Origin of the sequence: uncultured Thiodictyon sp. (assembly GCF_903946935.1) — a bacterium.
Taxonomy (GTDB): domain Bacteria; phylum Pseudomonadota; class Gammaproteobacteria; order Chromatiales; family Chromatiaceae; genus Thiodictyon.
Genome location: NZ_CAJAXH010000019.1, coordinates 20,969 through 32,401, shown reverse-complemented (window position 1 = coordinate 32,401; position 11,433 = coordinate 20,969). Strand labels below are relative to the sequence as shown.

Annotated in this window: 10 protein-coding genes; 7 read left to right on the top strand and 3 right to left on the bottom strand. The window is 62.1% G+C overall.

The window, feature by feature from the left end:
• Positions 1-2: 2 nt before the first annotated feature.
• Positions 3-104, bottom strand: coding sequence for a hypothetical protein (locus QZX93_RS02515; RefSeq protein ID WP_295390600.1), 102 nt, complete (start codon positions 102-104; stop codon positions 3-5).
• 221 nt (positions 105-325) lie between these two features.
• Between QZX93_RS02515 and QZX93_RS02510 the strand changes: the two genes are divergently transcribed.
• The 7 genes from QZX93_RS02510 (at position 326) to QZX93_RS02480 (ending at position 8,480) form a co-directional block, all read left to right on the top strand.
• Entirely contained in the window at positions 326-658 is a 333-nt protein-coding gene (locus tag QZX93_RS02510) for a hypothetical protein (protein WP_295390597.1), read from the top strand.
• 510 nt (positions 659-1,168) lie between these two features.
• Positions 1,169-3,346: a glycoside hydrolase family 44 protein gene (locus tag QZX93_RS02505; RefSeq protein ID WP_295390594.1), complete on the top strand. Its 2,178-nt coding sequence runs from the start codon at positions 1,169-1,171 to the stop codon at positions 3,344-3,346.
• An 887-nt stretch (positions 3,347-4,233) separates the two neighbouring features.
• Complete coding sequence (locus QZX93_RS02500) at positions 4,234-4,443, top strand: hypothetical protein (protein ID WP_295390592.1); 210 nt, start codon at positions 4,234-4,236, stop codon at positions 4,441-4,443.
• Between the two features lie 191 nt (positions 4,444-4,634).
• Complete coding sequence (locus QZX93_RS02495; protein WP_295390590.1) at positions 4,635-5,333, top strand: radical SAM protein; 699 nt, start codon at positions 4,635-4,637, stop codon at positions 5,331-5,333.
• 101 nt (positions 5,334-5,434) lie between these two features.
• Positions 5,435-5,674 carry a DUF6868 family protein gene (locus tag QZX93_RS02490; protein ID WP_295390587.1) on the top strand — a complete coding sequence of 80 codons (240 nt, stop codon included), beginning with the start codon at positions 5,435-5,437 and terminating at the stop codon, positions 5,672-5,674.
• A 314-nt stretch (positions 5,675-5,988) separates the two neighbouring features.
• Positions 5,989-6,639 (top strand): DUF2760 domain-containing protein, encoded by a 651-nt coding sequence (locus QZX93_RS02485; protein WP_295390585.1) that lies wholly within the window; start codon positions 5,989-5,991, stop codon positions 6,637-6,639.
• The gene (locus QZX93_RS02480) at positions 6,636-8,480 is read left to right on the top strand and encodes an Hsp70 family protein (RefSeq protein WP_295390581.1); all 1,845 of its coding nucleotides are present in this window, start codon (positions 6,636-6,638) and stop codon (positions 8,478-8,480) included. The genes QZX93_RS02485 and QZX93_RS02480 overlap by 4 nt, the downstream gene beginning before the upstream one ends.
• A 208-nt stretch (positions 8,481-8,688) precedes the next feature.
• Here QZX93_RS02480 and QZX93_RS02475 read toward each other — a convergent pair whose 3' ends face one another.
• On the bottom strand, positions 8,689-9,804 hold the full coding sequence (locus QZX93_RS02475; protein ID WP_295394328.1) for a hypothetical protein: 1,116 nt from the start codon (positions 9,802-9,804) through the stop codon (positions 8,689-8,691).
• Between the two features lie 153 nt (positions 9,805-9,957).
• The gene (pabB, locus tag QZX93_RS02470; protein ID WP_295390576.1) at positions 9,958-11,361 is read right to left on the bottom strand and encodes an aminodeoxychorismate synthase component I; all 1,404 of its coding nucleotides are present in this window, start codon (positions 11,359-11,361) and stop codon (positions 9,958-9,960) included.
• Positions 11,362-11,433 lie beyond the last annotated feature (72 nt).

The window sequence follows — 11,433 nt, the reverse complement described above, 5'->3', positions numbered from 1 at the left end:
GGTTACGCCGCCACCAGCAGGAGCGCGGACGACTTGGGCGGACGGGGCCGTCGGCGCGCTGGTGACGGAGGCAACGGCATGCGCTGGAGCACCTGCGCGAACAGCGTTTCGTGGGCGCGGCCGAAGAAGCGCTCAGCGGCGACTTGTGCCTCGGGTACAAGTCAAAACCTGACCCGAATCCCGCGCGAATCCCGCGAATCCTTTCGAATCCTTTTAACCTTTTCCCTCCGCCAGACTTAATTGAGCCTGCCTCCTTATCCGCAGCGTTGCTGATATATCCCTGGTCCACATCGCTTCCGAAGTGTACTCGAAACCGAGGTGAGTCATGAAAAGATGGTTGCCGGCGGTCATTGCGGCGGTGTTCACGCTCCCGGCGTTCGGTGCGCCCTATGTCGGTCAGTGGGCACAGAGTCAACAACTCTGCCGGGCGGGCGGTGACAGAGTGCCGATGAAGATCCAAGAGCGGAAGATCTGGTTCTATGAGAGTGGGTGTGATCTCAAGTCCATCGTGCAGAATGCGAGCACCTGGACCGCCAAAGCGGAATGCGCTGGTGAAGGAGAAACCTGGACCGAGCGCATTCGCATGACCGTTTCCGGCAATACGTTGGTTTTCTCTAAGGACAAAGGAAAGGGCGAACGCTACGTTCGGTGTCGGTGATGCGCAGGCGTCAGCGACGGAGCACGAGGTACGCGCGATATATCGGAAAATGGGGCGCCATCTCGCTCGGAAAATGATTGAAACCGCCCGTCTCTATTGCGTCTCCGGCGATTATGCAGCCAGTTCCTGGGACAGTTTACTTAATTCGTTCAGCCAGGAAGGAGCAATAGGGGACAGGCCAACATTATTCGGCTAACGTGGCATCGCAACTGGTGCGCGACCTGAGGGCAGTTCGGTGACGCGACGTGCGAGGATAATGCTGCCCGACGTGCCGGTTCATGTGATCACACGCGGCATTGATTGTGGCGCCTGTTTTTTTCCGACGCAGACCGCGGAGTCGATCTGGATGACCTGGCAGGGCTTGCGAGGCTGAACTCAGTGGAAATTCATGCCTATGTGCTCATGTCGAATCATGTGCATCTACTGTCGACGCCGGTTGCCGCGTATCGTCCGGAGTCCTGTTGTTATGCTCGGCGAAACGAGTTCCAGTTGCCTTAGCGGAGAGATCCCATGGTTGCATTCCTTTTCGAGCGGTCTCGTCGCGGCCCCCCTGTCCTCAGGGGCAGTCTCATCGTCTGGTTGATCCTGAGTGCGGTGACCGCCTTGCCGGCCCGGGCTGCCGATCTGATGATCTACGAGGACGGCCTGGCGAGCGGCTGGGAGGACTGGTCCTGGAGTACGACAGCGGCGGTCGCCACGGACATCAAGGTCACTGGCGCCTCGTCGCTGGCCGTGACCTATAGCGCCGGCTGGGGCGGGCTGTCGCTGCGGACCAGCCCTGCGATCGCCACCGCCGGTTATTCTGGGCTGCGTTTTTCCGTTTACGGGCGACCGGGGAGCGGGGCACTCTCGCTCTTCACACAGCCGACCGATAACGGCGCCAACAGCGCCAGTTTCCAGTTTACCCCCACCCCGGACGTGTGGAGTGTCGTCGACGTGCCTCTTAGCGCCTTGGGTAACCCCACCGAGATCGCCCGGATCAATATCCAGGACCGAACCGGCGCCGTTCCGCCGACCTATAACCTCGACACCCTGCGCCTGATCGGAATTGACCTGCCGCCACTGGCACTGACGGTCGATGCGGCGGCGCAGCGCAAGCCCATCAGCCCACTGATCTACGGCGTCAACGGCCAAAGTGCAACGTCTGCCGACGCGGCCTTCCTGACTAGCCTCGGGGTGTCGGTACGTCGCTGGGGAGGCAACAATACGACGCGCTACAATTGGATGCTCGACGCCGGCAACACGGCCAACGACTGGTACTACGAGAACGTCAGATTGAGTGATGCGGCCGGCCCGCCGGACGATTCCGCTACCAATCGCCTGATCGCTCAGGGACGTCCCTTAGGCGTAGAGACGGCGCTGACCCTACCCATGATTGGTTATGTCGCAAAGAACGGCGACTTGTCGACTTGCGGATTCAGCGTTGCGAAATACGGTCCGCAACAGCAAGTCGATGCCTGGCGTCCCGACTGCGGCAATGGTGTCAAGACCGATGGCAGCTTGGTAGCGGGCAATGACCCCGCGGACACCAGTCTTGTGATCGACCCCGGATTCGTCCAAACCTGGGTGACCTATCTGGTCAACCGCTACGGCTCGGCGAGCAATGGCGGCGTGCGCTATTACAACCTGGATAATGAGCCGGATATCTGGTGGAGTACCCACGCCGATGTGGCGCCGGTCGCCCTTAACTATGACCAATTGCGCGACCGCACCTATCAATACGCTGCGGCTATCAAGACCGCTGATCCGACGGCCCAAACCCTGGGTCCGGTTGTCATGGGCTGGACCTATTACTGGAATTCCCCGTGGGACGGACAGCGGGGGGACTGGAGTACCCCGGATGATCGCAATGCCCATGGCGGCACGCCCTTGGTACCCTGGTACCTCCAGCAGATGCAGGCATATGAGCAGGCGCACGGTACGCGTATTCTGGATTTCCTCGATCTGCACTATTATACTGCCGCGCCCGGCGTCGCTTTGAGCGTGGCCGGTGACGCCACCACCCAGGCGCTGCGTCTCAACAGTACCCGTTCCCTGTGGGACCCGACCTATGTTGATGAGAGTTGGATCGCCGCCGCCGGTCCCGACGGTGGCATCGTGCGGCTGATCCCGCGTATGCGCGAGTGGGTGCGCAGCAATTACCCGGGAACTAAGCTTGCGATCACCGAGTACAATTGGGGAGCGCCCGAGCACATCAATGGTGCCCTGGCGCAAGCGGACGTATTGGGTATTTTCGGTCGTGAAGGGTTGGATTTTGCAACCCTATGGTCTCCCCCGGCGAGCACCGAGCCGGCCGCCTTTGCATTTCGCATATACCGAAACTATGATGGGGCTGGAGGCCGCTTTGGTGAGACCAGTGTGAGTGCCAGCAGCAACGCCCAGGACCGGCTTGCTTGCTATGCCGCCGAAGAGACCGCCACGGGCGCCTTGACCTTGATCGTCATCAACAAGACCGCGGACGCGCTGTCGGCGCCACTGACCCTGAGCCACTTCGCGCCCGCCGGTACCCTGCAGGGCTGGCGCTACAGTTCTGCGCAGTTGACTGCGATCGTGCGCCTGGCTGACCGAACCTTCAGCGGTGCTACATTCACGGATAGCTATCCGGGCAACTCCATCACCCTCTACCGCGTGCCGCAGTTCTGTTGGGATTGTTTGCCCGGCCGCGGCGGCTGGCGTGCGATCTTCTGACGGGGAGAGCCGCCTGGAAGAATAGGCGACGGACCACATATCAACCGGACATGACCAGCGAGAAAACCAAAAGCCGCCGGCTGAAAGACAGCCAGCTCGTCAGGGCCTACGGCCATGGCGCCCGCGCCAACCCGCAAGATGAACGTGGCGGGTGCCTTGGCCGTTCCCCCACCCCGCCATCCCCCAATAGGGGAGGGAGAATGGGACCGCGCTCCCGGCGCGACTGTCACCGCAAAACGTTGGCGGACATCGACCCGTGTGACCCGAATAGCGAGGTGCCGCCCGGCGCCATAATCGCCGGTCAAAGCGATCTCGCACACAATAACACCTATGGCCGACTGCCACGGTTTTATGTGGACAAAGTCGTTGTCTTCCGGCAATGCAAAACGGAAGAGGTGTGGCCGGCCGAAAGGCAGAAATGAAGGAAAAGACGCGAAAGGAAGAGGCAAGAAAGGTCCACTTGGACGGCCTGGCAAAGAAGCATCGAAACCATGAGACATAACGCGGCGCCCAACCTGACTCGTTACGTCGGTGCCCGCAGGCTGGCTTAGGATTAGGCGCGGAGGGAAAAACTGGCACAGAACTGCTGGCCTTGATCGTCGTTTCTGCCAGTCCGCAAGTTCTGCGAGCCCGCGGCGGCGGGAAGTTGCCGTCCATGGCCTGGGTTCCGGCGTCCGGGCCGGAATGACGATCAAGGTCGATCTGCTGATCTATCCCTTGTCCACTGCTTTTCCGAAGTATGCTCGAAACCGAGGTGATTTATGAACAGATGGTTGCTTGCGGTCACTGCGACGGTGTTCACGCTCCCGGCGTTCGGTGCGCCTCCTTATGTGGGTCAGTGGGCGCCAAGTCAAGAACTCTGCCGAGCGGGGGGTGACAGAGTGCCGATGAAGATCCAAGAGCGGAAGATCTGGTTCTATGAGAGTGGGTGTGATCTCAAGTCCATCGTGCAGAATGCGAGCACCTGGACCGCCAAAGCGGAATGCTCCGGCGAAGGCGAGACGTGGACGGAGCGAATTCGCATGACTGTTTCCGGCAATACTTTGGTTTTTTCTAAGGGCAAAGAAAAGGGCGAACGCTACGTTCGGTGTCGGTGATGCGCAGGAGACAGCGGGGAAAGTGGTCAGTACTGAGCTCAAGCGAAAATCTGGCCTAACTTGCACGGAGAAGGTGGCCAGGCTCGCTTAACGATTTCGCCGCTGGCGGGATGTAAATGAGCCTGGCCCATTATTCTCAAATTATTCTATTATGCGGCATCTGCTTAACTCCAAACAGACCGGAGAAACACATGAAAGACGGTCGGTCGAAAAATGAAGTTATAACGACAGTAGACCAACTAGGTGAACTGCTTCAATTGGCAAGCGAGGAGCAGGAGGGCATTCGCAAGTGCCGGGCGATTATGCCGATGAAGATTACCAGGAGCTATGCGAAGTTGCTGGATCCAAATGATCCACATGACCCTCTAAGGCGGATCGTTATTCCATCGACTGACGAACTGGCCATCTATCCCGACGATGATATCGTCGATAACCATAAGGATGAGGCAAAATACCAGCCGATCGATGGCATCATCCATCGCTATCCGGGCAAGGTCTTGTTGATGTACACAACAGGGTGTTTTGCGCACTGTCGTTTCTGTTTTCGATCCGAAAAAGTCGTTTTCACCCTGAGCGGACGACGCCTCGACAGGGCGATCGAGTATCTGCGTGAAAACGAATCGATTCGCGATGTGGTATTTACCGGGGGCGATCCGTTTTATGGCAATATTGACCGACTCGGACATGCGTTGGCAGAGGTGCGCCGTATTCCTCATGTGGAAATCATTCGCATCACCACAAGGGCGCCGGTTTATGTGCCGCAGATGTTCGACGATCGGCTCGTGGAGATGCTCAGTCAGTTCAAGCCGTTGTTTATGCTAATTTCATTTATCCATCCGCACCTCATCACGCTTGATCAGAACAATGACAAGGTCCGGACTATCGGATAATGTAGGGGTGCGGCAAAATTGATTGGGCTAGGCTTAATTAATGTTTTCACCGCCGGCCGGAATGACGATCAATGTCGTCGAAATCGCCCCGAGGTTCTGTCATGACCATCATTGAGATAAAACATGTTCTGCTATGGTGTCTCGGGCTCAATTACGGCCTGTTGCTCATCTGGTTTGGAGCCTTCGCCTATGCGCATGACTGGATGTATCGCATGCATGCGCGCTGGTTCACGTTGTCGCCGCAAACCTTTGATGCCATCAATTACGCGGGCATGGCGGTCTTCAAGATCGGGATCATGCTTCTCAATCTGGTGCCACTGATTGCACTCTACCTGGTGTAGGGGCAGTCCCCGCGCAGTTCGATAGGCTCGGCCATGAGCAGGGTCAGCGCGTATTCTGGGTCAGGTCCCATGGGCCTTGATCGTTGTTCCGGCGACCGGTCGCGGCCGGGGGCCGCTCCTACGAGGGCCGGAGCGGCCCGGGGGGGCGACGAATGTCCGCGTCGGTGGCGCCTTGAACGCCGAGGCGTCCGCGCCGGTCGCCCCTGCTGTTCAAACCGGTCGCAAAAGCTCTGCGGGCTGTTGCGACCGCGGTATCATGGGCGGTCTGCTGCGGCGCCTGCCGCCGCCCTTCCCGGCATCATTGAGGATTTCCCATGCCAGACCCCCAGTCAAACGCTTCGCAGCGGCTCAGTGTGGCCGCCCAGCTACTTCTGAAGTGGCTGGTCATTGCCGCCAAGTGGGCCGGCCGGGCGCTTCGCCGCCTTGGTATCGGCCTGCTGGTCTTCGGGCGTGCCCTTTACGATCCAGCGTTTGCCAGCGCCTTCAACCGCGGGTTCAACGCTGGCGCCGTTGAGACTCAGCTCCAGCCGGTCGCCGCGCCGACGGCGCCGCCTACACCGACCCCAGCGGCGACCCTGCAAAAGGCCCCGCCCGACGCGGCCCTGCTCCTGCTCGGTCTATTGCAGAAGGATGCGCGGCTGTTGGACTTTCTGCAGCAGGAGGTCGGCGATTACTCGGATCAACAGGTGGGCGCCGCGGCCCGGGTGGTCCATCAGGGGTGTCGCCGCGTGCTGGACGAGTATCTCACCGTCGCCCCGGTGCGCACCGAGGCCGAGGGTGGTCGGGTGACCCTCCAGGCCGGCTTCGACCCGTCGGCGGTCCACCTGAGCGGCCAGTTGGTCGGTGGGCCGCCCTTCCGCGGTACCCTGGTCCACGGCGGGTGGCGTGCCACCGAGGTGCGCCTGCCCCAGGTGGCGAGCGGCCGTGACTTGAGTATCCTGGCGCCGGCGGAGGTCGAACTGTGAGCAAGGCCCGTTATTCAATCGGTATCGATCTGGGCACCACCCATTGCGCCCTGTCCTATATCGACTCCTGGGAGAGCGAGGGGGACAGTATCGTCGAGGCGATCCTGCCCATCCCCCAACTGACCGCGCCGGGCTCGGTGATGGAGCGGGCGCTGTTGCCGTCCTTTCTCTATCTGCCCCACCCCGACGAGTTCCGCCCGGCCGACCTGACGCTGCCCTGGCCCAGCGACCCGGGCCGCATCGCCGGTGAACTGGCCCGCGCCCAGGGCTCCACGACCCCGATCCGGCTGGTCTCCAGCGCCAAGTCCTGGCTCTGTCACCCGGATCTGGACCGACGCGCCGCCTTTCTTCCGGACGGCGCCCCCCCGGAGGTGACCAAGGTCTCGCCCTTCGCGGCCAGCGTCCAGTATCTGGCGCACCTGCGCGAGGCCTGGAACGCCGCCCACCCGGCGGAGCCGCTGGAGACCCAGGAGGTGACGGTGACGGTGCCGGCCTCCTTCGACCCGGCCGCCCGCGAATTGACCGCCGAGGCCGCCCGCGCCATCGGCATCGGCAATCTGGTCCTGCTGGAGGAGCCCCAGGCGGCGCTCTACAGTTGGGTCAACGACAGCCATGGGGAGTGGCGGACCCAGGCGCGGGTCGGGGACATCATCCTGGTGGTGGACGTCGGCGGCGGCACCACGGACCTGTCATTGATTGCAGTCACCGAGGAACAGGGCGCACTGGAGCTGACGCGGATCGCGGTCGGCGACCATATCCTGTTGGGCGGCGACAACATGGACCTGGCCCTGGCCCACCTGGTGCGGACCAAGCTCAAGGCCGATGGGGTGGAGCTCGACCGCTGGCAGTTCCAGGCCCTGACCTATGGCTGCCGACAGGCCAAGGAGACCCTGCTGGGCGACGCGCAACTGAGCGCGGTGCCGGTGGTGGTGCCCAGCCGTGGGGCGCGCCTGATCGGCGGCAGTATCCGCACCGAACTCACCCAGGAGGAGGTGACGACGACCCTGGTCGCCGGTTTCTTCCCGGAGGTCGCGGCCGACGCCCGGCCGTTGGTCCGCGCCCGTGGCGCACTGACCCAGGTCGGCCTGCCCTATGCCCAGGACCCGGCCGTTACCCGCCATCTGGCCGCCTTCCTCGCTCGCCAGGCGGATGCCACCAACGACCTGGATGGGTTCGCCGAACAGCTCGCGGGGCGCAGCTTTCTGCACCCCACCGCGATCCTGTTCAATGGCGGCGTCTTCAAGCCCCCAGTGCTGCGGGACCGGGTGATGCGGATCATCAACGCCTGGCTGGCGGCCGAGCAGGCCCCGCCCGCGCGCCTCCTGGACGCCCGCGATCTGGACCTGGCCGTCGCCCGGGGCGGGGCCTTTTACGCCCATGTGCGCAACCACGGCGGGGTGCGTATCCGCGGCGGCACCTCCAATGCCTACTATGTCGGCATCGAGGCCGCGCTCCCGGCCGTTCCCGGTCTGGAGCCGGAGATCCATGCGCTCTGTCTGGTGCCCTTCGGTCTGGAGGAAGGGTCCGGGCCGGTCAGCCCGCCGCAGGAGTTCGGGCTGGTGGTGGGCGAGCTGGTGCGCTTCCGCTTCTTCAGCTCCAACGTCCGTCGCGACGATCAGGTCGGCGAACTGCTGACCGACTGGCCCGCGGACGCACTGTTGGAGCTCGAGGAGATCCAGACCGAACTCCCCCCCGAGGGCCGCAAGCGCGGCGAGGTGGTTCCGGTGCGGCTCCAGGCGCTGGTGAGCGAGGTCGGCACCTTGGAGTTGACGGCGATCCCCATTGCCGGGGGTGCGGAGCGTTGGCGGGTGGCGTTCAATACCCGCGGGGCGGCGACCTAGCCAGGGACGCCGCTCCCCGGTGGGAGCGGGCGTCACGCTGCGACTGGACCGGCGCGTCGTCGCAGCGCGTCCACCGAGGGTTCCGGACTGTGACCTTGCGGCTAACGGCCATGGCGGCCGCACCACCCCGCACGATGAACGTGGCGGGCGCCTTTCGGCGATTGATCCTTGTTCTATTCGCCAGCTCCGCGAGGTGCGCCGGATCGCCTTACCATTTCATTGGATGCGCCATCATCCAAGGCACCCGTAAGATGCCGCCGAACGCCAGCACCCCCAGTGTGATCCGCAGGGTGCTCAGGCAGCGACCTGGAGTGGGCGGCGTACGACAATATTTTTCGGGCTGAGTACAGGTCCGCTCGAGCATAGCCGCAAAAAGAATGGTTACAAGGGCCGCGAAGCGAGTTGTGTACCTAAAATGGACAAATGCGAAAATAGTAGAAACAGCGACTGTAATTATAAGTAATAAGAAGGTGACGCTAGCGGCAGCGTTCAAGTTATCGCTCATCGCTCCAAGCTCCGGTCGCCAATGTTTTCCAAACCAAAAAATGACCAGAAACCCAAGGATATAGAAGTGCTCTGAGATAAATAGGTTTGCTAGCGATTCAATAAGTGACTGTCCGATAAACACCGTGTATTCTCGCGGGTTTGATAAAACGGCCTGCATCACCGACGATGGATTATTGAATGCTTCTGAGAACGGCGTGTGCGCGCCTGCCAAAGAACTTCCCATGCCATACAGGTCGTAATGGAACTGAAAAACCGCTAAGGCACGTCCGCCGAGAAGACCGTCGCTGCCGTGGATGTAGAGTGCTGGCGCAACGAGTAATACTATCGTAAAGCAGTAACCAAACAGCAGACGCATTGACTCAGGCTGCCGATACCGCCAAGCGGCATAGCTCAGTACCAGCAAGCTTGCGGGCAACATTTCGACCTTTGCCAGTCCGAATAGCGCAAGCGAAATACCGCCGAGCAGGAAGCGCTGCCGGCAGATTAGCAGCACAAAAAGATTAAAGAAGGTGGCGCCAATCAGCTCGCTGGTCGGCTCAATGAATTGCAATCCTAAGGCGCCCGTGCCGAGTAGCGCCAAGGCGCCGACCCACCGATCGTTTATCAGTTTTCGGATGAGATACAGTGCAGACACCAACCACAGCACCATCGCTGTAAGCTTGATGTGCCAATTGAGGAGCTCTGTTGACGGATTAATTAATAGCTTGTAGATACCGACGGCGCCGGTAGAGCTGATGCCGCCTGACCACTGTAGATGGGGGTATTGAAATTCCCAATGGTCTGACGCTCGATGCAGTCGCATGTCGGCGTAAGTCAAGAACGCCTGGTCCGATGGGTGAGGAGCCGGTTCTGCTGCGCCCTGAAAGATTACTATAGCGGATAAAAGGACTGCGATGAGTAGAGACAGCCACAGTAATTCCGGCTGCCCCTCGCGTCGACTATTTCTTATGCTCATCTATCAAGTCTCCAATCAGGGGGCAACCCCACGGGGATCGGCCGCTTGCTCGACCCGTCGATGTTCCAGCAGGTCCAGGAGTGGGGCGGCCTTGTCGAAGGTCTCCCGATATTCGGACTCGGGGTGCGAGTCGGCGACGATCCCGCCCCCGGCCCACAGCCGGGTTATCCCCGCGGAGTGTACCATCGTACGGATGGCGATATTGGTGTCCATGGCCCCATCGAAGCCAAGGTAGCCGATGGCCCCGCAATAGATGCCGCGGCGCTGCGGTTCCAACTCGTCGATGATCTCCATGGCCCGGCGCTTCGGCGCCCCGGTGATGGACCCGCCGGGAAAGCAGGCGCGCAGCAGGTCGACCGCGGTGCGGCCGGCCGCCAGCCGGCCGCGGATCGTGCTGACCAGGTGATGGACGTGCGCAAAGGACTCGAGCGCGAACAGCTCGGGTACTTGAATGCTGCCGATGGCACAGACCCGACCCAGGTCATTGCGCAGCAGGTCCACGATCATCAGATGCTCCGCCCGGTCCTTGGGGCTCGCGCGCAGGGCCTCGGCGAGCCGGCGATCCTCGCCGGGGTTCGCCCCCCGGGGCCGAGTGCCCTTGATGGGCTTGGTCTCCACCTGGCCGTCGCGCACGCGCAGGAAGCGCTCCGGGGACGAGCACAGCACCTGAGCGTCGGGGGTGCTCAGGTAGGCACCATAGGGGGCCGCGTTCATGACGCGCAAGTCCAGATAGGCGTCCCAGGGGTTTCCCTGGGTCGGCGCCGCGAAGCGTTGGGCCAGGTTGACCTGATAACAGTCCCCCGCGATCAGATAGTGTTGGATGCGGGCAATGGCGGCGTGGTACTGGGCGCGGCTGACAGTGGGTCGCACCCGGTCCAGCACGCGGAACGGCACCCGCGGCCGGACGGCGTGGGCGTTGGCGAACAGCGTCCGATACTCGGCGGCCGTGGTCGGGTCGCGCGCGACCAGCCGGGTGCGCCTGGTCTCATGGTCCACCACCAGTGCCCAGTCATAGATGCCGATCGCCAAATCCGGGGTGCCCTCGATGTCCGTCGCAGGGGTCGGCAGGCAGATCAGGCGGCGTGCCAGGTCATAAGCGAACCAGCCGATGGCCCCGCCACTGAAGGGCAGGTCCGGGACCCCGGGCTGAATAGGCCCCAGGGCCTCGCGTAGCAGATCGAAAGGGTCGGCCAGGGAGGTCCGCACGCCGGCTGCGGTGCGGACCTTGGTGCAGGGTCCGCGGGTGACCAGAGTCGCGCGGGGGTCCGCGCTCAGGATATCGTAGCGCCCCTGGGTGCAGTGCGGCCGACCGCTGTCCAGAAAGACCGGCCAGGGGCGATCGAGCAGGGCCGCGCACAGCGCGACGCTGTCGGGCCGATAGGGCAGCTCGATAACCTGAAGCGGGCAGGGCCGGGTCATCTTGGTCGACGATGAAATGGATAGGGCGGAGCGTCGCCAGTCAGTTCAACTCTCATTCTTCCCGTACTTCCG

What these genes read in the sequence shown, in the direction of transcription:
- QZX93_RS02510 (WP_295390597.1), top strand. Translation starts at nt 326, where the DNA reads ATGAAAAGATGGTTGCCGGCGGTCATTGCGGCGGTGTTCACGCTCCCG.
- QZX93_RS02505 (WP_295390594.1), top strand. Translation starts at nt 1,169, where the DNA reads ATGGTTGCATTCCTTTTCGAGCGGTCTCGTCGCGGCCCCCCTGTCCTC.
- QZX93_RS02500 (WP_295390592.1), top strand. Translation starts at nt 4,234, where the DNA reads ATGAAGATCCAAGAGCGGAAGATCTGGTTCTATGAGAGTGGGTGTGAT.
- QZX93_RS02495 (WP_295390590.1), top strand. Translation starts at nt 4,635, where the DNA reads ATGAAAGACGGTCGGTCGAAAAATGAAGTTATAACGACAGTAGACCAA.
- QZX93_RS02490 (WP_295390587.1), top strand. Translation starts at nt 5,435, where the DNA reads ATGACCATCATTGAGATAAAACATGTTCTGCTATGGTGTCTCGGGCTC.
- QZX93_RS02485 (WP_295390585.1), top strand. Translation starts at nt 5,989, where the DNA reads ATGCCAGACCCCCAGTCAAACGCTTCGCAGCGGCTCAGTGTGGCCGCC.
- pabB (WP_295390576.1), bottom strand. Translation starts at nt 11,361, where the DNA reads ATGACCCGGCCCTGCCCGCTTCAGGTTATCGAGCTGCCCTATCGGCCC.